The sequence below is a fragment of the Pygmaiobacter massiliensis genome (assembly GCF_900199435.1).
Taxonomy (GTDB): Bacteria; Bacillota; Clostridia; order Oscillospirales; family Ruminococcaceae; genus Pygmaiobacter; species Pygmaiobacter massiliensis.
In genome coordinates this window covers 38,364-58,837 of sequence record NZ_OAML01000003.1, presented here as the reverse complement: position 1 = coordinate 58,837, position 20,474 = coordinate 38,364, and the positions used below count along the sequence as shown (strand labels likewise).

14 protein-coding genes are annotated in these 20,474 nt (G+C 50.3%); 5 read left to right on the top strand and 9 right to left on the bottom strand.

Translation table 11 applies throughout. From position 1 onward, the window contains the following. The first annotated feature begins 27 nt into the window (after positions 1-27). Together gyrA and C1A11_RS04725 are read left to right on the top strand one after the other, a co-directional pair. Positions 28-2,541, top strand: coding sequence for a DNA gyrase subunit A (gene gyrA / locus C1A11_RS04735; protein WP_102049337.1), 2,514 nt, complete (start codon positions 28-30; stop codon positions 2,539-2,541). Between the two features lie 408 nt (positions 2,542-2,949). Further along, a complete protein-coding gene (locus C1A11_RS04725) occupies positions 2,950-3,468 on the top strand; it encodes a hypothetical protein (RefSeq protein WP_102049334.1) in 519 nt (172 codons plus the stop codon). Positions 3,469-3,809: 341 nt separating this feature from the next. Here the strand turns inward: C1A11_RS04725 and C1A11_RS04720 are convergent, their stop codons facing one another. The 6 genes from C1A11_RS04720 to C1A11_RS04690 form a co-directional block, all read right to left on the bottom strand. Continuing rightward, positions 3,810-3,989, bottom strand: coding sequence for a DUF1540 domain-containing protein (locus C1A11_RS04720; RefSeq protein ID WP_102049332.1), 180 nt, complete (start codon positions 3,987-3,989; stop codon positions 3,810-3,812). 370 nt (positions 3,990-4,359) lie between these two features. After that, complete coding sequence (locus C1A11_RS04715) at positions 4,360-5,574, bottom strand: S1C family serine protease (RefSeq protein WP_102049330.1); 1,215 nt, start codon at positions 5,572-5,574, stop codon at positions 4,360-4,362. Positions 5,575-5,764: 190 nt separating this feature from the next. After that, entirely contained in the window at positions 5,765-7,213 is a 1,449-nt protein-coding gene (locus C1A11_RS04710) for a sensor histidine kinase (RefSeq protein WP_102049329.1), read from the bottom strand. Between the two features lie 71 nt (positions 7,214-7,284). After that, positions 7,285-7,992, bottom strand: a complete 708-nt coding sequence (locus C1A11_RS04705; RefSeq protein WP_102049327.1) for a response regulator transcription factor — start codon at positions 7,990-7,992, stop codon at positions 7,285-7,287. Positions 7,993-8,068: 76 nt separating this feature from the next. Then, positions 8,069-8,848: an alpha/beta fold hydrolase gene (locus C1A11_RS04700; RefSeq protein ID WP_102049325.1), complete on the bottom strand. Its 780-nt coding sequence runs from the start codon at positions 8,846-8,848 to the stop codon at positions 8,069-8,071. Positions 8,849-9,154: 306 nt separating this feature from the next. Then, on the bottom strand, positions 9,155-9,901 hold the full coding sequence (locus tag C1A11_RS04690) for an EFR1 family ferrodoxin (protein WP_102049322.1): 747 nt from the start codon (positions 9,899-9,901) through the stop codon (positions 9,155-9,157). 260 nt (positions 9,902-10,161) lie between these two features. Between C1A11_RS04690 and ychF the strand changes: the two genes are divergently transcribed. Both ychF and C1A11_RS04675 read left to right on the top strand, forming a co-directional pair. Further along, positions 10,162-11,262, top strand: a complete 1,101-nt coding sequence (gene ychF, locus C1A11_RS04680) for a redox-regulated ATPase YchF (protein ID WP_102049318.1) — start codon at positions 10,162-10,164, stop codon at positions 11,260-11,262. A 150-nt stretch (positions 11,263-11,412) separates the two neighbouring features. Continuing rightward, complete coding sequence (locus tag C1A11_RS04675) at positions 11,413-12,102, top strand: 5'-methylthioadenosine/adenosylhomocysteine nucleosidase (protein ID WP_102049316.1); 690 nt, start codon at positions 11,413-11,415, stop codon at positions 12,100-12,102. 1,020 nt (positions 12,103-13,122) lie between these two features. Here the strand turns inward: C1A11_RS04675 and C1A11_RS04660 are convergent. The 3 genes from C1A11_RS04660 to C1A11_RS04650 form a co-directional block, all read right to left on the bottom strand. Continuing rightward, positions 13,123-14,349, bottom strand: coding sequence for a hypothetical protein (locus tag C1A11_RS04660; RefSeq protein ID WP_102049311.1), 1,227 nt, complete (start codon positions 14,347-14,349; stop codon positions 13,123-13,125). A gap of 132 nt (positions 14,350-14,481) precedes the next feature. Next, on the bottom strand, positions 14,482-15,027 hold the full coding sequence (locus C1A11_RS04655) for an NUDIX hydrolase (RefSeq protein WP_102049310.1): 546 nt from the start codon (positions 15,025-15,027) through the stop codon (positions 14,482-14,484). A 101-nt stretch (positions 15,028-15,128) separates the two neighbouring features. After that, positions 15,129-16,340, bottom strand: a complete 1,212-nt coding sequence (locus C1A11_RS04650) for a hemolysin family protein (protein WP_102049309.1) — start codon at positions 16,338-16,340, stop codon at positions 15,129-15,131. A 518-nt stretch (positions 16,341-16,858) separates the two neighbouring features. Here C1A11_RS04650 and nifJ point away from each other — a divergent pair. Beyond that, positions 16,859-20,389, top strand: a complete 3,531-nt coding sequence (gene nifJ / locus C1A11_RS04645; protein WP_102049307.1) for a pyruvate:ferredoxin (flavodoxin) oxidoreductase — start codon at positions 16,859-16,861, stop codon at positions 20,387-20,389. Positions 20,390-20,474: the final 85 nt, after the last annotated feature.

Genomic DNA, 20,474 nt, shown 5'->3' with positions numbered 1-20,474 from the left:
TTGGCACAGAAAGGTTTTGGTTGAATAATGACAGAAAACATTAGCATACAAGGCACGAAACTGATCGTGCGTGATATCGACAAAGAGGTAAGAGACGCATTTCTCGACTACTCGATGTCGGTTATTGTGGCACGTGCACTGCCGGACGTACGCGACGGCTTAAAGCCGGTGCACCGCCGCATTTTGTACACGATGCACGAGCGTGGCAATGACCCCTCTCACCCCTACCGTAAATCGGCGGATACCGTCGGTGCGGTGCTCGGTAGTTATCATCCCCATGGTGACGCTTCCGTTTACGATGCGATGGTTCGTTTGGCACAGGATTTCTCGCTGCGCTACCCTCTGGTAGACGGCCAGGGCAACTTTGGCTCGGTAGACGGTGACCCCCCGGCAGCTTATCGTTATACCGAAGCTCGTATGAGCAAAATGGCAGTTGACCTGCTGACCGACCTCGACAAAGATACCATCGACTTTATGCCGAACTTTGACGAGTCGAAACAGGAACCCACCGTGTTGCCCAGCCGTGTGCCGAACCTGCTCATCAACGGCTCTACCGGTATCGCCGTCGGCATGGCAACCAACATCCCGCCCCATAACATTTGCGAGGTCATCGACGCAGTTATCTGCCTGATTGATAACCCAGAAGCAGAGTTGCCGGATTTGATGGAGCACATCAAAGGACCGGACTTCCCCACCGGCGGTATTATTATGGGCCGCAGCGGTATTCGCGCAGCCTATGCTACCGGGCGCGGCAAAATTATTCTGCGCAGCAAGGCAGAGATTGAGGAAAAGCCGAATGGCCGTTTCCAAATTATCGTCACCGAAATTCCGTATATGGTCAATAAGTCCAGATTGCTCGAAAGCATCGCGAACCTTGTAAAAGATAAGCGTATCGAGGGTATCAGTGACTTAAACGATGAATCCAACCGTAACGGTATGCGTATTGTTATTGAGCTGAAACGCGAAGCCAATGCGCAGGTGGTGCTCAACCAGCTTTATCAGTACACCCAGCTGCAAGACACCGTGGGTGTCATTATGCTGGCGCTCGACGGTGGTGTGCCGAAGGTTATGACCCTCAAGCAGATGCTCGAAAAGTACATCCGCTTCCAGGATGAGGTCATTCGCCGCAGAACCGCCTTCGATTTGCGCAAAGCAGAAGAGCGTGCGCATATCCTCGATGGTCTGCGCCGCGCTACCGACATCGTAGACGAGATTATCAAGACCATCCGCGCCTGTAAAGGTGGCCAGGCAGAAGCAAAAGCTGCTATCAAAGAAAAGTTCGAGTTTGACGAGCCGCAGGCCGCCGCAATCGTGGCGTTCCGTCTTGGTCAGCTCGCCGGTCTTGAGATTAAAAAGATTCTGGATGAATTGGGCGAGCTAGAAGGCAAAATTGCAAAATGGAAAGAAATTCTTTCTGATGACGCAAAGGTGCTGGAAATCGTAAAGAGCGAAATTCTTGCACTGCGCGACAAATACGGCGATGAGCGCCGCACTGACATCGCCGCAGTTTCGGGCGAAGTGGACATTGAGGATTTGATTCCCGAAGAAGACTGTGTCTATACCCTCACCCACTTTGGCTATATCAAACGCCAGCCGTCTGATACCTACCGCAGCCAGAAGCGCGGTGGCCGTGGTATTATCGGTATGAACCGCCGTGATGAAGACTTCGTCGAGGAGCTGTTCATCGGCTCTACGCATGACTACATCCTCTTTGTGAGCAATATGGGCCGTGTTTATCGCATCAAGGGCTACGAGGTGCCGGAAGGCAGCCGTCAGTCGCGCGGTACCAACATCGTCAATATTTTGCCGCTGATGCCGGATGAGAAAATCACCAGCATGCTGAAAGTGGCAAAAGATGAGGATGAATCCAACTACCTCGTGATGGTTACCCGCAACGGTATCATCAAACGTACCACGCTGGCAAGCTATCGCAATATCCGTAAGTCGGGCCTTATCGCAATTGGTCTGGATGAGGGCGACCAGCTGGCATGGACCCGTATTACCAGCGGCAAAGATGAGCTGATTGTTGCAACCCACAACGGCGTTGCGATTCGCTTCTCGGAAGAGGATGCACGTCCCCTTTCCCGTATGGCACGCGGCGTAAAAGCCATTACCCTGGACGACGGCGACTATGTTGTTGGCATGGCGATTGCACAGGAAGATGGCGAGCTGCTGACCGTTTCAGAAAACGGCCAGGGCCGCCGCACTCCGATTTCAGAATATCGCCTGCAGTACCGCGGCGGTAAGGGCATCAAAAACTATGCTTCTGAAAAGGGCGGTGCTGTTGCAGGTGTTCGTGTTGTCAAACCGGAGGACGATATCATCTTGATTTCGTCGGAGGGTGTCATCATCCGTATGCATGTTGAGGATATCAATGTGCAGAGCCGCTATGCAGGCGGCGTGCGCGTAATGCGTGTGGGTGAAAACGACAAGGTTGTCACCGTTGCCGCAACTCCTCGCAACGATGAGGAAGACGTTATTTCGGATGAGGACGTTATCGAAGTAGAAGCTACCGACGTCACCGACGCACCGGAAGAATAAGGTTTTCTTATTTCTGCAAAGTTAAAAAGATAAAACAGCGAGGGCTGCCATAAGCAAGCAGCCCTCGCTGTTTTTTATCAAAAAATAAAATCGTCAAAAAGTGGCAATTTATGGTGGACGCTATTATAGAGCAGTGTTATAATAAAAACCGAAAACGTTTTCTTTTTGTATCGGACAAGTCTGTGCAAATACTCTTTTTGCAAGAAAAGGTAGATAACGTACAGCGGGACACAGAGAAAAGCAGCTGTTTTGCCCGCAGGTTTCAATAGGATAGCGAATTGGCCTCGTTACGGTGAAAGCTTTTATTTTTCGCCCACTTCGTCTTCACATATCTTTAACATTCGCAGTTTATAATTTTTTTAGCATGTTAAAAGCAGCCGAAAGGCGCAATAAGAGGAGTTTGATAGTATGAAAAAAGTATCCACTGCCCGTATGGTCGCTTCCGCAATTTTCTCGGTCGTTTTCCTTGGCGAAGTATTCTTGCTCACCAGCCTGCTCAATAGTATGCCATTCTCCAGCCTTTCCATCGCACACACGCTGGTGATTCTCGGTGTAATGCTTCTGCCGGTAGGTGCAATTCTCGTTTCGCTGCCGGCCTTTGAGAAAGCGTCTGTGCGCTGGGGTTTCACTTATGCAGGTGTATTGTATGTCTGCCTTTTCGCCCTGCTGTATCAGGCAGCCGGCCAGATCTACTCTTTCGGTCTGGGCAGCCAGGACACCACTTTGGCTTATGGCCTCGTAGCGGGCAAAGTTGTCGTGCTCCTCATTGCACTGCTGCTTGCTTCTTATGAGAAAAAAGCCAAGCAGGAAGCTGCTGAAGAAGTAATCGAAGCTGTTGTCGTTACCGATGACTGCGCAGAGTGCACAGCAGAAGAGCTGACCAACGAAGAAGCTGCTGAAGTTTTGGAAGCAACCAAAGCAGAGTAATCGCTTTACCAATGCTGTTGCGGCAGTCGGTAAAAAACTGAAACAAACAAGCCATACCCGGTTTTGGGTATGGCTTTTGTTTACGTTAAAATTACTTTTAGCCAAAGCAATGGACACAACTTTTTTTAAAATTTCTGGCCGCCTGCATTACCTGCGTCTCATCCCTTAGAAGGCAAGTAAACGGGCAGCAATAGCATTATGGTATCAAGCACAGGCAGGCCAGTTGCCCCAATGTGCCCATAACAAGCGGGCTACTGATAAAACCTTAGGCTTACAGCAAATCAGGCGCTGAAGTTTGCCTGCCAGATATGGATGCCGATGCCAAAAAGAGAATGCAGCTTTTAATATTTCGGCTTTGGTTTAAAGCTTGCGCACTCGGTGTGGCCGGCGTCCAGGGCTTTTGTGTCAGAGCAAGAACAGATGGAAATACGGCTCAGCGCACAGCAGGGCTCACAATCACAGTGGTTGGCGCACTCATCAATTGTGCACTCAATTGCATAGTTGGGATTGCTGCGGTTCATATAAGGCCTCCTTTGCAGATGATACGATAAAAAAAGTATGGGCAAACAAGGGCTTTGTATGCACACCCAAACAAGCCTTCTAACATAGAATAAGGAGGAGCGTGGGCAATAGGGCAGAAACGCCCCGCCTGCGCGATATGGGTGGGGCCTCACCACCGAAAAAAGCCGGATCATTTTCCGGCTTTTTTCGCAGAAGAAAATAGGACAAGGCAGAATTCCACATTTTTTTGTGGAAAAAAGATTACGTAAATCAGCCAAAAAAAGACGAGCTAAAAAAGTTTTCAACATCTAAATTCACAGTCTGTTGAAAACTTTTCGACAAAAAAAGCGTGCAGGGAGAACTGGCTCCGAGCACGCTTTTTAACTTATTTTATTGAGTTACCACAAAGGTATCTGCATCCTGTAAAATAATCGTAACAGATACTTCTTGACCATTGGATTTGTTTACTACAAGGATCATCTGGTCGCCGGGTTTGTTCTTTTCCAGCTCGCGAATCAAATCTTCGCTTTCGCTCAGCACAACGTTATTAGCTTTTACCAGCACGTCGCCGCGAGTGATGCCCGCCTGGAAAAGATTGCTCTTTTCGCTGATCTGAGTGATATAAAGACCTTGTATCGGCAGCCCGTACATCGAGCCGGTGGTTGCATTCAGCGGAACAATCGTTACACCGAGCTGGGCGCGGTCTTTTACATGGCCATAGCTGATAAGGTTATCGAGAATCGGCTTTGCCTCATTGATGGGGATTGCGAAGCCCATGCTGTCAATCTCAGAGCCGACAAGCTTGGAAGAGTTGATGGCAATGACCTGACCGGAAGAGTTGAGCAGCGCACCGCCCGAGTTGCCCGGGTTGATGGCAGCGTCTGTCTGAATCAGGTTGATGCCGATGCTGGTGGAAACCTCACGGTCCAGACCGGAGATAACACCGCGGGTAACGCTGTTGTAGTAGCCGCCTGCATTGCCCATGGCTACCACGTCGTCACCAAGGTTGCATTTGGTGCTGTCGCCAAATTCAGCAGGTACCAGGTTTAGCCCGTTGGGGTCTACCTTGACCACTGCAAGGTCGGTGCGGCTGTCGGAGCCGATGACTACGGCGTTATGCTCAGAGCCATCCGAAAGAACGACGGTAACTGCCGCCGCATCTGAAACAACATGTGCGTTGGTAATAATGTAGCCGTCGGTGTTCAGCACGATGCCAGAAGCTTCGCCGATTTTTTGCACCTGCTGTGCAGAGTAGATATTGATGCCAACCACGCTGGGCATTGCTTTTGCAGCAATCTCACTGGTAGAAAGGCCTTCTTCTTTAATAGCCGGAGAAATCACGACATGCTCTTCACCGCCTGTCGGATTAGCTGTGCTGTCAGGCTGTGCGGTAAGCTGATAGACCGCGATGCCAAGACCGGAAATAGTGCCGATGCCAAGTACCAGCAAAAGGCTGATAAGCGCGATAATTTTGCCGCTTCCTCGTTTTTTTGGGGGCTTTTGAAAATTGTGATAACTATATTCGGGGACGGGACCACCCGGCTGCGCAGAGGAGGCCGATGTGGTGAATTCATCCCTAAATTCGCCATTGTTAAAGTCTGCCATGTGCAAACACCTCTCATATATATTTTCAACACGGGCGGAGCCACAATGTGGAAAACTTCCGCCGTTGTTTTCTTGAGCTTAGTGTATCCGAGAATTGTGAAAAAAGTTTGTGGGAACTGTCTGAATTTTGTTGTGCACAAAGCTTTTATAAGGCAAGCACAGTTGCAAAACCCAGTGCAAGGCAATGCTTTTACTTGCGGTTTGGCTTTTCCGGTTTGCCCGCAGGCAGCGTAAATAAGAACTTGGTGTTTTCACCGGGCACACTTTCGACCCAGATTTTACCGCCGCTGCGGCTGATGAGTTGCTTGCAAATGTGCAGGCCAAGCCCGCTACCCTGAGCGTGCAGGCCGCGGCTGCGGTCTGCCTTATAAAAGCGGTCAAACACATAGGGCAATGCATCTTCGGGGATTCCCTCGCCTGTGTTCATGATACCCACGGTGACAAAGCCCTGACGGGATTCTACCGAAATATCAATGGTGCCGCTGTCTGGCGTAAATTTAATGGCATTGTCTACAATGTTGTAAAGCACCTGATGCACAATGTCACGGTCCGCATAAACCCAGGTTTTTTGCGGGTTAAAACCGGTCAGCCGAATACGGCGTTCAATAAACTGCTGCTCGCGGCTAAACATGATGGAGCTGATGGTATCCCACACATCATAGTTTTCGGCCGAAACTACATATTCGCCAGTTTCAAGTTTTGTGATGTCCAGCATGCTGCGGGTCAACCGGGAAAGCCGGCCAACCTCCTGCGAAACAATGCCGAGATAGTGGTCGCGCCGCTCTTCGGGAATCGTCCCGTCCAGCATACCGTCGACGAAGCCTTTGATGGTCGTCATTGGGGTGCGCAGCTCGTGTGCGATATTGCCCATAAAGCTCTGGCGTGAGGTGTCGATGGCCTCCAACTTGGTTGCCATATTGTTAAAGGTTTCGGCAAGCTGGGCAATTTCTCCGTCGCCGTCCACCTCAACACGCGCGGTAAAATCTCCGTTGCCGAAGCTTTGTGCCGCTTCGCTGATTTTGCGCAGTGGGTTTGTCATACGGCCGGTGAGGAATACCGAGAAAATACTCGAGAGCAGCAGCATAACGCCTGAAGCCACGATGAAGAGCGAAAGCATATCTTCCAAAAAGCGGGTTAAGCTGGATGCATCGGAGGAGGCAAAAACATAGCCCACAATGCTGCCTTGGCTGTTGACAAGCGGAGCACCCGCGGTGTAAAAGCGACTTTCAAACATCCCGCCCAACTGGCCAAGCTCAGTATACTTACCGTCGGTAAAGGTCTGGTTGAGTACACGGTCGGGCACAATGGCTGTTTTATTTAACCAGCGCTCAGCACCGTAGTTAGAGGTGACGACATTGCCATAATTATCGGTAATAAAAACAATGCTGCTGGTAGATTTTGCAATGATGGTGGTCGCCTGCTGCATAGCAGGTGCATTCACCTCGGCAAGTTCGGTGCCGCCCAGTTGAGAGCGAAACAAATCGCCCACGTTTTGTACATTGGAGAGCAGCTTGTTTTCACTTTCGGTGCGAAAGTAGCTGGTGGAAAAATAGAGCAGGCAGATGCCCATACAAAGAATGCTGGAAATTAGCAAAATAGCAGTAGAAGTAAAAAATCGGCTACTGATGCTTTTGTTCATCGGTTAGGGACTCCTTTCTGTGCGGAAAGCTCTACCCTGCCCTGCCGGCAAAGGTTGCAGCACCGCAAAAATCAGGAAGCGGAATCCTTGACTTCAAATTTGTAGCCAACGCTCCAGACTGTTTTGAGGCTCCATTGGTCGGATACACCCTCCAGTTTTTCGCGCAGGCGTTTTACGTGCACGTCAATGGTACGGGAATCGCCGTAATACTCAAAGCCCCATACTTCATCCAACAGCTGGTCGCGGTTAAATACGCGGTTTGGGTGGCTGGCAAGAAAATAAAGCAGCTCCAGCTCTTTCGGCGGTGCATCTACCACCTTGCCACCAACTTTCAGCTCGTAGCGGGTGAGGTCAACGCTAAGCTGATCAAAGCTGATGACCTTGTTTTCTTCCTCGGCAGTGCCGGAATTGCTGGTGTAACGGCGCAACACGGCTTTGATGCGGGCCACGACCTCTTTGGTGTCAAACGGCTTTACAATATAATCATCCGCGCCAAGTTCAAGGCCAAGCACCTTATCAAAGGTTTCGCCTTTTGCTGTCAGCATAATGACGGGCACGTTGCCCAGTGCGCGAATACGGCGGCAGGTTTCCCAGCCATCCATACGCGGCATCATAACATCAAGCAGCACAAGGTTCGGTTTTGCATCGGCAAAAACCTCTAGTGCCTGTTGCCCATCATAGGCCAGCGTGGTTTCATATCCTTCTTTTTCTAAATAAAGCCGAAGCAGCTCGCAGATATTTCTATCGTCATCAACGATTAGAATTTTTACTTTATCCATGTTTTTCCTCCTGTGGTGCTGTTTTCATGATTCCATTATAACCAAAAATTGTGAACAAAAAAACGTTTCGGGCCGATTACTCCACCTGCGGGGCAGAAAGGGAGAGCCCCTGTTTGCCGCAAAAATCTAGAAATAGAGCCGCGTATTCTTCAGGGCAGCAAATACTTAACTCGCCATGCTGCTTGCCATCTGCAATGTACAGGGTACTGGACGGAATCGCGTTATGCAGCAATTCGGCAGAGCGACGCATGATGTTACGCTCTTTTTCACCCACGATAACCAAAGTTTTTGCCGTTACTTTGGCAAGGCTGCGCTCCAGGTTGTAACTGCCGTTGGAAACGGTGATGTTGACCAGCGAAGCTTTGCTCATTTTTTTACTGTCCGAGAAGTAATCCTCAAACAGTTCAGGTGGCAGGCAGAGCGTTTTTGCCTGTGCTTTTGCAAACCAGCGCTGTTTTACCAGCCCATAACAAAGTGCATAGGTGGGGCCTGCTAAACTGCGTGCGCCGGGAATCGGCAAACAGAGCGCGCTTTCAATCAGTGCAACATCGGTAACGGCGGGGCGCAGCGAAAGCACCTCTACCGCAATTTGCGCCCCCAGCGAAAGCCCGCCCAGTGCAAAGATGTGACCGCCGCAATGACTGTCGATGAAATCAAGCAGCTTTTGGGCAGAATCTTCAATCGAAATAAAGGTTGTCTCCGCGTCCATTCCATGTCCGTCGAGGATAGGGGTCAGCACACAAAAGTGCTCATGCAAGCGGTGGCGTAACGCTGCAACCGACCAATCAGAAAGGCCGCCGCCATGCAGCAGAATGACTACGGGGCGGCCAGCCTCGGGCATTTGAGGAAAACGCATAAAACCATTCCACCCTTCTTATTAAACAGGCAATGCTAACAAAAAAACTCTTTCTTTCATTAAAACACTGAACTGTTTGAAACACAAGCAAAAACACACGATTTGCTGACACTTTGCAGTGCTAAAAAATAAGCGAAAAAGCCAGAGCCAAAAAACAGACCAAAACAAGCGGAAAAATCTGCCCAAACCAGTGCGCGAATATTTAAAAGCAAGAACTGTAAAAAGCGTAAAAAAGCCGCCGCTTTGCCACAAGCGACGGCGATTATGATGATCAAAGAAGGAGTAAAGTAAAAGAAAAGCGCAGGGCTAGCCTTCCACGCCTTTGTATTGTGTTTTCACTTTTGCTGGCAGCATCACGGTGGCTGCCTTTTGAGGGCACAGATTTACGCAGCGGTAGCATAGCATACATTGGTTTAGCTGAACAGGCCGCTTTTCTTGCAGCACGAGGTTTTGCGCCGGGCATTTTTTTACACACAGGCCGCATCCGGTGCAGCTTTCATCCGCGCAAAAAGAGGAGGCCTGCTTGCGTTCCACGTCCGGCCAAAATTTATTTTGTACATAGCCGAGCCACTGAGAGCCCAGTGACCACCCGCGCAAAAATACTTTTCCGCTTTTAATATTGCTGCACACGCGCTGCATTTTTGCATCTGCCTTTGCCTTTTTGCGAACACGCTCTTTTTCCGTAATCGGGAAAAGTGAAAAATTGCTGATATTATTTGGCATATTAAAATGTTCCGCATAGATGACGTGGGATTGCGGCACGAGCCGTGCAAACGCCTTCGCGCCATCTCCGGAAAACATCATCTGAGAGCAAAAAATAATCAGCTTTTTTTGTTCCAGCAGACTGCGGTGCTTTGCGGCAAAATCCCGCATGATTTTGGGAACGCAGGAGCCGTATATAGGGTAACAAATGGCGATGATGTCCTGCTTTTGAAAAACAGCTTCAAAATCAATGGCTTCTTCAATACTGTAACATTCGCATTCCATCTGCCGAGCAAATAATTTTGCCAGATATGCAGAATTACCTGTGCCCGAAAAATACACAATTACCATGGTAGCCCCCTTAGGTTGCGGTTTATGGCGTTATTTTTATAAAAAACATCATATGCAAATGCTGCTTTTTCATGTTTGTGGCCAGCTCCGATTATACGCTGCGCTTATAGAGAATTCAACCGAGGCTCAACACAATACCGCGCCAGCCGCAAAGATGCGCGGCCTTTCGCCAAAAGTCGGCACTTGCAAGCGGGCAGCGTTTGACCTATAATAATACCGTATGTTTTTGCGTAATTTGAACACAGGAGTTGTGACATTATATGAAACTCGGTATTGTGGGTTTGCCGAACGTCGGCAAAAGTACCCTTTTTAATGCTATCACCAACGCAGGTGCAGGTGCGGCAAACTACCCGTTCTGCACCATCGAGCCGAACGTCGGCGTGGTTGCTGTGCCCGATGTGCGTTTGGACAAGCTGGCAGAGATGTATCACCCGAAAAAATACACCCCGGCCACCATTGAATTTGTAGACATTGCAGGCCTGGTAAAAGGCGCTTCCAAAGGCGAGGGTCTCGGCAACAAGTTCCTCAGCCATATCCGCGAAGTGGATGCCATCATTCATGTTGTGCGCAGCTTTGATTCCGGCGATATTATCCACGTCGACGGCAGCGTAGACCCCGCTCGCGACATCGAGACCATCGATACCGAGCTGATTCTTTCGGATATCGAAATCTGCGAGCGCCGTTTGGAAAAAGCAAAAAAGGCAATGAAGGGCGGCGACAAAGCCACCGCTTCAGAGGCTGCTTTTGTTGAGCGACTGATTGCACACCTTAGCGAGGGCAACAATGCCCGCGGGTTCGAGGTGGAAAATGACGATGAAGCTGCACTTTTGGCAGACATTCACCTGCTTTCTGCAAAACCGGTAATTTACGCCGCAAACCTTTCGGAAGATGATTTGCTGGGTGGCATTGAAGCAAACGCTTACTACCCGCGTGTGCAGGAGATTGCAAAGGCAGAGGGTGCAGGCTGCATGCCGATCTGTGCTAAAATTGAAGAGGACGTTGCAGGGCTTGCACCGGATGAGAAAAAAGAATTTCTCGCAGAGCTTGGGCTCGAAGCTTCCGGCCTGGATAACCTGATTCGCGAGAGCTATTCGCTGCTGGGTCTGATTTCTTTCCTCACCGCCGGTGAGCCGGAAGTGCGCGCATGGACCATCAAAAAAGGCACCCGCGCACCCCAAGCAGCAGGCAAAATTCACTCCGACTTCGAGCGTGGCTTTATCCGCGCTGAGATTGTTGCGTTTGACGACCTGATGGCTTGCGGCAGCTTGACCGCAGCCAAAGAAAAAGGCCTTGTGCGCAGCGAGGGCAAAGAATACGTGATGAAAGACGGCGATGTAACGCTGTTCCGTTTCAACGTTTAAGCAGTAACTGTCACAGGCGGGCAGAGGCAGCAGTTGCCCCGCCCGCCTGTCTTCTTTTTGCGCTGCCGTGCTGCGCGGTGTGCGAATCAAACAAACGCAAGCGCACCGGCCAAAAGCCGTGGTGCAACAACAGAAAGGATTGGCTGACACATGGTAAAAACCATTGGTATTTTGGGCGCAATGCCCGCAGAAGTCGCATTGCTTGCGGCGAAGCTAGGCAAAGAGCAGAAAAAGCGCGTAGGCGGCGTTGATTTTTATGAAGGCACATTGCATGGCAAAGAGGTTGTGCTTTGCTGCGCCGGTATGGGCAAAGCCAATGCGGCCGCAGCTACACAGCTGCTGGTTACGGCTTTTGGGGCAGAGGCAATTGTGTTCTCTGGTATTGCAGGCAACATGACCAGCCGTATTGGCATTGGCGATGTGGTGGTGAGCGACAAGGTAACTTACCACGACGCAGAGCTTTCGATGATTTCGCAGAATTACCCGAACCTTACCGAGTATACGGCAGACCCTGCGCTGATTCATGCAGCAGAAGAGGCCTGCAATGAGGCGGGCGTGCACCACATTGTGGGCAAAGTAGCAACCGGCGACCAGTTTGTGGGCGACACTGCTACCAAAAACCGCATCAAAGCTTTTTGCGACCCTGCCTGCGTAGAGATGGAAGGTGCAGCCGTGGCACACATTGCAGCTAAAAATGACGTGCCGTTTGTAATTATCCGCGCGATGAGCGACAACAGCGACGAGGCTGGTGCCGAGCTGCTGGTAGGCAAAGAGTTTGATATTCGGGAATATTGTAAAACCGCCAGCGAAATTACCGAAGGCGTGATTAAAAAGCTGTAATAAGCGATTTATTAGAAAAAACAAAAGCTGTCTGCGGGTCAGTTCTTCCGACTGGCGTAGACAGCTTTTTTCATCTTTTGCCCACTACTTTCATACACTAAAGTAAAAGGGGGCGCCGCTGATGAACAAAGACCGTGCAGTAAAGATTATTTTTAGCGTGCTTACCGTCGCTTTGTGGCAATGGCTGGCGACTGTATGCGTAACAAGATAGCTGTTAAAAGCTGCAAGTTATGGAAAACTCTGAAAATGTGGATATATTAAACAATAAAATGGAATATTATAAAATTAATTTATACAATATATCTAGAATGTCTGCGTAAAGTCCATCAAACTTGCCAATAGTATTTTTGCTCGAATTTGCTATAATAAAGGCAAGAAAAGAAAGCAAAAGCGTCAAACAACACCGGCAGATGCCACAGGTAAGTCCTCCCGCAAATGCAGGGGGCCAAGGTGGTAACAAAAGTTTTGAGACGCTTGCCAATTTTCAAAACTGGAAAGGGGTGATACCGGTGAAAGTATATTTGAGGCCCGACCATGGAGAGCCGGGTCACCACGCTGCAGAACGGCAGTAGAGCCTGTGAAGGGGCGAAAGTTACCGTTTATTAAAACGAAGCGGCGCAAGGCCAGCAACCACCGTCATACGACAGGACAAAACCAGCCGTTCTGCACGGGGTGAAACCCACCATATCGGACGCGATGTCCAGAAAATCAATATAGATTTGAAAGAAAGGTTTTACGCCAATGTACTAGTGTAAAGGCAAACCCAGAATTTCTATAAAAGAAAGGGAAAGACCAATGTACTAGCATAAACGCAAAGCTCGCTGAGTTAGTTAGCGTAAGATTCTAAATTGATTGAGGAAAGTCCAATGCAGTAAAAATAGCAACCGGCTGCCCAGTAGGGCAGCCGGTTTTCTTTTTGTAAATCAATTTTGAAATACAAAAAAGTAAAAAGGTCAGCAGATTTATACGTATTCGAAAAACGCTGTGAGTAAAAAGAAATATCTGAAAAGCACACAGTAATCAACGGAAAAAGTGTCGGCTGTCCAGCATCATGTAAATAGAGCCAAACGCGTTGAACAGCAGCCCAAAGGTACAGAGGTCTTTTTCCCACCAGCGCACGGGTCGTTGCGGTTCTCTTGCTAAAAACAGCAGTGCATAAGGCAAAAGGTCTACGGTGTACCGTGCGCCAAATTGCCAGCCGCCAAAAGTTTTATGCACACAAAGGGCTAGCAGATTCAGTGTAAAGCCAGCAACGGCAGCCCAGCGCAGCAGGTGCAAAGGTTTTGGCGCAGGACGCGCCAGATGAATAAAAAAGATAATAAAAACAGGGTTTGCAAGCAAAAACAAAAATCCGTCAAAACGTGGAAATTGCAGTGCCAGGCCGCTGTTTAGCGTAACGGGGCGAAAGATATTGCACAGATTTTGCCATAAGTAAACCAAGTTGAATTGGCCGTGAGTGCTTTGTACAAATTCCGGCAGAAAGTTATGCCCAAACTCGAAAGGACTGCCGAACCGGGCAAAATTGTACCACATCAAAACAGCCGCTATAAGGGCAGTGCCCAGCAGACCAGGCCAGAGGCTTTGCAAGAATGTGTAGTGGCTTTTCCCCGCCAGGCGGTCTTGCCGATAGAATAATAAAAAGGTAAGAATCAAAAAAAGCGCAGAAAAAGGCCGACAGCCGACCGCAAGCGCAAAGCAAAAAAGCGATGAAGATCTGCGATTTGCAAAAAAAGCGGCAACACCCCAGCAGCACAGCGCGAGGTTAAGCAGCTGCGCCTGGTTCCACACGCCGCCCATGCGGGCAAGTTCCAGACCATTGCCTGCAAAAACAAGGGCAGTGGCCCAAAAAGTAGAAATTTCTGCCGAATGCCCGGTAATGCAAAACGCACGGTATACCCCTGCGGCGGCGCAGACGAGATAAATGGCACAAAGTAGGTTCGCTGGCACCGATGCGGCACCCACCAATGCTACAAACGGCAAACAAACCACCGAAGGCAATGGCGGAAACGAAACATAATAGCGGCCGTCAAAAATCGCCAGTTCCAGCCAGCTATAATGGGCGCCGGTTTCCAAATCCATCCGCCCGGTAAGCCAGCTTTGCGCCTGCAAAGAGTAACTGTCGTAGATATTAGGGGCAAGCAGAGTACCGCCGGCAAGCGTATGGTAGCAGAGCAGCCAAACCGCAAAGAAAAACACGATCTGCGCAAACGGGTGCGGGCCATGCTGTTTTAAAAACGGCTTGTGCATCTCGTCACCTCCCGGCAAATCGTGTTTGTTTTATTTAGGCTTGTCCCGCATGCCTATTCTCACCACATTCCCGCGCATATGGGAGGAATATCATTTGAAAATAGGAGTGGCTCACCTTGCAGGTCGAACAATTTAAAATTCGCCTTTTTCGCGCAGCATCGCCAGGCGGTAGTAGGCGGCAATGGTCTTGCCGTCGTTGATTTTCCCTGCTGCAATCATCTCGGCAACTTTCGCAAAGGGGATTTTCTCCACGGTCACAAATTCATCCGCATCTAGGTTTTGCGAGGACTGATGCAGGTTTTTGGCAGCATAAAGATAAATCGTTTCGGTGCAGTAGCCACAGGTGGGCAAGAAAGTGCCGAGCGAAATATAATCGTCCGCAGTGATGCCAGCTTCTTCGGTCAGCTCGCGCTTTGCGGCATAGAAGGGGTCTTCCCCTTTTTCCAGCTTACCCGCGGGTAGTTCGAGAATTTCGCGCTCGTAAGCGTGGCGGTACTGGCGCACAAAATACAGCTCGTCTTTTTCGTTCAAAGCGGCGATGCAGGCACCGCCATTGTGATGGACGACCTCTCGCGTGGATTCCTCTCCGTTTTCAAGCAGGACAGTGTCGCGGGTGACGTGAATCACACGGCCGGTAAAAATCTCCTCGCGGGAGATGAGTTTTTCAGTATGAGGCATAATGCAAACAACCTTTCATCAGGATAAATAAAAAAGCGGGAGGGCGCTGCCGTTCTCCGCTTTTTTATGTAGATTAAAAGATGCAGCAGAAAAAAGCTGCACTAAGAAACAGCGACAGGTAAGCGGCAAAGCACCCGCTCAATGCGGCGCTCGCCCGAGGAAAGTACAGTAAATTCTACGCCGCCATAGGTAACAACGATTTCTTCGTTGGGGGCAGGGAATCGACCCAAACGTTGTAAAATCATGCCTCCTACCGAATCGAAGTCCTCGTATTCTTCGCGCTCCGGCGGGTCTAAGTCAAACTCTTCAAAGATATCATCAAGGTCGGTGGAGCCATCGGTTTCAAAGCCGCCATCAACTGCGGTAAGCTCCTCTTCCTCATTGTCAAACTCATCCTGAATGCTGCCGACAATCTCTTCCAGAATGTCTTCCATCGTAATGATACCGGCAGTGCCGCCATATTCGTCTACCACTACGGCAATCTGGGTATGCTTTTGTTTAAACTCCAGCAAAAGCTCGCGCGCATGGCAGCTTTCCGGCACAAACATAGCGCTGCGCATATAGCGGCTTACCGGCTCATCTTCTTCGCCCGGATGCTCTACCAAAACCAACAGGTCTTTGATGTGCAGGATACCTACGACATCATCGAGATTTTTACGGTAGACCGGAAAGCGGGAAAACCCTTTTTCCAGCGCGGTAGCGATAATCTGGCGGGCCGGGGTGGTTTCCTCAACCGCTTCCATTTCGGTGCGGTGGGTCATAATCTCCCCTGCTTCCAAATCATCCAGCTCAAACACAGCCGAAATCATTTCTTTTTGGGTTTCATCAATAAAGGAGCCTTCCTCGGCATCGTCCACGAGATCCAGAATTTCTTCTTCGGTAACGGGACTTGCGGCGGAAAGGCTGCGCAGACGAAAATACAAAAGGGGCAGAAAGCAGACGATACGGCCGAGCAGCCGTGCAGGCACAGCCAGCAGAGCAGACGGGGCACGCCCCACCCGCAGACGACCAGCGGCCAGCGCAGGCACAATTGCAAACAAAGCAATTACCAGCACAAGCAACCGTGCCCAAAGCACAAGCGGCGCAAACCAGCGAAGCCCGGCCCAAAGAGCAGCGGCACCAAAAAGCGCAGTCAGCGTCCAAAGCCCCGCAAACAGGTCAGAAACACCCAGCAACTCTTCACCGGTTTCATCGCGGTCCAGACTGGCAAGCATTTTTACGCAAACCAGAAAAAGCGCGAAGGAGAAGAGAAACAGTAAGGGGGCAAAAGCGGGAGAAGCAAAAAGAGAGGTGATACCTCGGTCAGGGTCCATAAGGGCGACGTTCCTTTCTTACAAAAAAACTTTGCTGCGGCGCGGCAGATGCAGACATTATATGCACGAAGTAAGCCGCCGAAAACAGCATTTTAAAGCTTTGCCTATTACACCTATATATTAAAGAAGGCAAATCTGCATCAAGAATACTAGATTTATAACTATATGTCAATGCGGCTAAGGTGGCGACCTTAGCGGGTTCTTTGCGTGTGGCAGAGAGATTGGCACAGAAATTGCGAAGAAAATGAGAAAATCAAACAGCAATTAGCGCTTTTGCGACATAAAAAGTAAAGCAAATTTGGCAAAATAATACCACGATACGGAATGCTTTCTGCCATAGTGAAAAAAGTATTTTGCAAAAAGAAAATTTAACGGAAAGGGTCCTTTACTTTTGTAGAATAACTATGAAATTGTACAAAAATGAGCTTGGTGTTATTTACTTATCAAGCGAATGTGCTACAATTAAAGATGCGAGAAATCAATCCGCGCTATAAATTTTTTAGGGAGGAAACTAAAAAATGGTAAGAGCTAAAAAGAGTATGGATGGCAATACCGCCGCCGCGCACGTAAGCTACGCGTTCACGGAAGTTGCCAGCATCTACCCCATCACTCCGTCCAGCCCCATGGCCGACAGTGTTGACCAGTGGGCCGCAGCGCACCAGAAAAACATTTTTGGTAGCGAAGTAAAGGTGATGGAGATGCAGTCCGAGGCCGGCGCAGCCGGCACAGTACACGGCAGCCTGGCAGCCGGTGCACTGACCACCACCTACACCGCATCCCAGGGCCTTCTGCTGATGATCCCGAACATGTTCAAGATCGCCGGCGAGTTGCTGCCCTGCGTTTTCCATGTATCGGCACGTACCGTTGCTACCCATGCACTGAACATCTTCGGTGACCACAGCGACGTTTATTCCTGCCGTCAGACCGGCTTCGCAATGCTTTGCGAGTCTAACCCGCAGGAGATTATGGACCTGGCCCCGGTTGCACACCTTGCTTCCATCAAAGGCCGTGTTCCTTTCATCAACTTCTTTGATGGCTTCCGCACCTCCCACGAGATCCAGAAGATCGAAGTTTGGGATTACAAAGACCTGGGCGAAATGGTCGATATGGATGCAGTTGCTGCATTCCGTGCACGTGCACTGAACCCGGAACACCCGACCATGCGCGGCTCTCACGAGAATGGCGATATCTTCTTCCAGCATCGTGAAGCTTGCAATAAATACTATGATGAGCTGCCCGCTATCGTTGAAGACTACATGAACAAAGTCAACGAGAAGATTGGCACCAACTACGGCCTGTTCAACTACTACGGCGCACCGGACGCAGAGCGCGTCATCATCGCAATGGGCTCCATCTGCGACGTTGCTACCGAAGTTATTGACTACCTGACCGCAGCAGGCGAAAAAGTCGGCCTTGTTATGGTTCGTCTGTATCGCCCGTTTGTTGCTGAGAAACTGGTTGAGGCGCTGCCCAAAACTGTCAAGAAAATTGCTGTTCTGGACCGTACCAAAGAGCCCGGCGCGCTTGGCGAGCCCCTCTACCTCGACGTTGTTGCAGCATTTGCAAAATGCGGCGTAAAAGCAACCACTGTTGGCGGCCGCTACGGCCTCGGCTCCAAAGACACCCCGCCTTCCAGCGTGTTTGCTGTCTATAAAGAGCTGGAAAAAGACGAGCCGAAAAACGGCTTTACCCTCGGCATCGTCGACGACGTTACCGGCTACTCTCTGCCCGAAGAGGCTGCACCGGATACCGCACCTGCTGGTACTGTTTCCTGCAAATTCTGGGGCCTGGGCGGCGACGGCACCGTTGGCGCAAACAAAAACTCCATCAAAATCATCGGCGACCACACCGATAAATTTGTTCAGGCATACTTCCAGTATGACTCGAAGAAAACCGGCGGCGTAACCGTAAGCCATCTGCGCTTTGGTGACAAGCCCATTCGTTCGAGCTACTATATCAATAAAGCAAACTTTGTTGCATGCCATAACCCCTCTTACGTCACCAAGGGCTTCAAAATGGTTAACGACGTAAAACCGGGCGGCAGCTTTATGATTAACTGCCAGTGGACCCCGGAAGAGCTGGAGCATCACCTCACCGCTGAGGCAAAACGCTATATTGCGAACAACAACATCCAGCTTTATACCGTAAATGCAATCGACAAAGCAATCGAGATTGGCATGGGCAAACGCACCAACACCATTCTGCAGTCTGCCTTCTTCTGCCTGTCCGGTGTTATGCCGAAAGAGGACGCCATCAAATACATGAAAGAGGCGGCTCACAAATCCTACGCTAAAAAAGGCGACGCAGTTGTTAACATGAACTATGCTGCAATCGACGCCGGCGCTACCGCTTACGTCAAGATTGAAGTACCCGAAAGCTGGAAAAACGCTGTTGACGAAGCAGACAACAGCAAGCTGGAAGGCCGTGAGGCTCTCGTTAAACAGGTTAAGAACCTGCTGAACCCGATTGATGCAATGAACGGCGACTCTCTGCCCGTTTCCGCATTCGTTGATCACGTGGACGGCACCTTTGAGCAGGGCGCTGCCGCTTACGAGAAACGTGGCGTTTCCGTCACTGTTCCCGAGTGGGATCCGACCAAGTGCATCCAGTGTAACCAGTGCTCCTTCGTTTGCCCGCACGCAACCATCCGCCCCTACCTGATGAACGAGGAAGAGGTCAAGGCTGCACCCGCTGGCATGAAGATGGCAGACACCAAGCCGAAGGCTGGCGAGTTCAAGTTCGCTATCGCGATCTCTCCGCTCGACTGCATGGGCTGCTCCTCCTGCGCAAACATCTGCCCGGCCCCCGGCAAGGCACTTACCATGGTTGCAATGGAAAGCCAGCTCGAAGAGCAGAAATCCTTCGACTATGCAGTTGCGAACGTCTCCAAAAAAGAAGGCAGCAACAAATACACCGTCAAAGGCAGCCAGTTCGAGCAGCCGTTGCTTGAGTTCTCTGGCGCTTGCGCAGGCTGTGCTGAGACCAGCTACGCAAAACTTATCACCCAGATGTTCGGTGAGAGAATGTACGTTTCCAATGCTACCGGCTGCTCCTCTATCTGGGGTGGTACCGCTGCAACTTCTCCGTACACTGTCAACCGCGAGAGCGGCCACGGCGTAACCTGGGCAAACAGCCTGTTTGAGGATAACGCAGAGCACGGCCTCGGCATGCACATCGGCCAGAAGGTCCTGCGTGAAGGCCTCATCGCTAAGGTGAAAGAGCTTGCTGCAACTGCAGAGGGCAAACTGAAAGAGACCTGCGACGCTTACCTCGCGACTCTGGATGACGGCGACGAGAACGCACTGGCCACCAAGGCATTGGTTGCTTCTCTCGAAGCTGCACCTGCAAGCGACCTCGTAAAAGAGATCCTTGGCAAAAAAGAATTCCTCGCTAAGAAATCCGTCTGGATCTTCGGCGGCGACGGCTGGGCATATGACATCGGCTTCGGCGGCCTTGACCACGTGCTTGCTTCCGGCGAGAACGTCAATGTTATGGTCTTCGATACCGAGGTATACTCCAACACCGGCGGCCAGGCTTCCAAAGCAAGCCAGATCGGCCAGGTTGCACAGTTTGCTGCAGCTGGTAAAGCCATCGGCAAAAAAGACCTTGCTCAGATTGCAATGTCTTACGGTTATGTCTACGTTGCACACATCGCCATGGGCGCTGATTACAACCAGACTGTAAAAGCCCTGAAAGAAGCAGAAAGCTACAACGGCCCGTCCCTCATCATCGGTTATGCACCCTGCGAAATGCACGGCATTAAGGGCGGCATGAGCAACTGCATGGCAGAGATGAAGAAAGCTGTTGCTGCTGGTTACTGGCACAACTACCGCTTCGACCCGCGTGCAAAAGTAGAGGGCAAACCGGCCTTCGTTGTCGACTCCAAACAGCCGACCGAGAGCTATCTCGACTTTATCAAGTCTGAGAACCGCTATGCACGTCTGCAGATGGCCTTCCCCGAGAGAGCAGAAGCTCTGTTCAGCAAGGCTGTCACCGAAGCAGAAGATCGTTACGATTACCTCAACCGCCTTGCAGAGCTTTACAAATAAGCTTGCCTGACGCCGGGTAACCTGCGAATTATGCAAAAATAAAAAGAGCGCTCACATTTTGTGGGCGCTCTTTTTGTAAACAAAA

Excerpts from the sequence above, each read along its gene's own strand:
- ychF (WP_102049318.1), top strand. The coding sequence starts at position 10,162 with ATGAAACTCGGTATTGTGGGTTTGCCGAACGTCGGCAAAAGTACCCTT.
- C1A11_RS04655 (WP_102049310.1), bottom strand. The coding sequence starts at position 15,027 with ATGCCTCATACTGAAAAACTCATCTCCCGCGAGGAGATTTTTACCGGC.
- nifJ (WP_102049307.1), top strand. The coding sequence starts at position 16,859 with ATGGTAAGAGCTAAAAAGAGTATGGATGGCAATACCGCCGCCGCGCAC.
- C1A11_RS04710 (WP_102049329.1), bottom strand. The coding sequence starts at position 7,213 with ATGAACAAAAGCATCAGTAGCCGATTTTTTACTTCTACTGCTATTTTG.
- C1A11_RS04720 (WP_102049332.1), bottom strand. The coding sequence starts at position 3,989 with ATGAACCGCAGCAATCCCAACTATGCAATTGAGTGCACAATTGATGAG.
- C1A11_RS04690 (WP_102049322.1), bottom strand. The coding sequence starts at position 9,901 with ATGGTAATTGTGTATTTTTCGGGCACAGGTAATTCTGCATATCTGGCA.
- C1A11_RS04700 (WP_102049325.1), bottom strand. The coding sequence starts at position 8,848 with ATGCGTTTTCCTCAAATGCCCGAGGCTGGCCGCCCCGTAGTCATTCTG.
- C1A11_RS04650 (WP_102049309.1), bottom strand. The coding sequence starts at position 16,340 with ATGGACCCTGACCGAGGTATCACCTCTCTTTTTGCTTCTCCCGCTTTT.
- gyrA (WP_102049337.1), top strand. The coding sequence starts at position 28 with ATGACAGAAAACATTAGCATACAAGGCACGAAACTGATCGTGCGTGAT.
- C1A11_RS04725 (WP_102049334.1), top strand. The coding sequence starts at position 2,950 with ATGAAAAAAGTATCCACTGCCCGTATGGTCGCTTCCGCAATTTTCTCG.
- C1A11_RS04715 (WP_102049330.1), bottom strand. The coding sequence starts at position 5,574 with ATGGCAGACTTTAACAATGGCGAATTTAGGGATGAATTCACCACATCG.
- C1A11_RS04675 (WP_102049316.1), top strand. The coding sequence starts at position 11,413 with ATGGTAAAAACCATTGGTATTTTGGGCGCAATGCCCGCAGAAGTCGCA.
- C1A11_RS04705 (WP_102049327.1), bottom strand. The coding sequence starts at position 7,992 with ATGGATAAAGTAAAAATTCTAATCGTTGATGACGATAGAAATATCTGC.
- C1A11_RS04660 (WP_102049311.1), bottom strand. The coding sequence starts at position 14,349 with ATGCACAAGCCGTTTTTAAAACAGCATGGCCCGCACCCGTTTGCGCAG.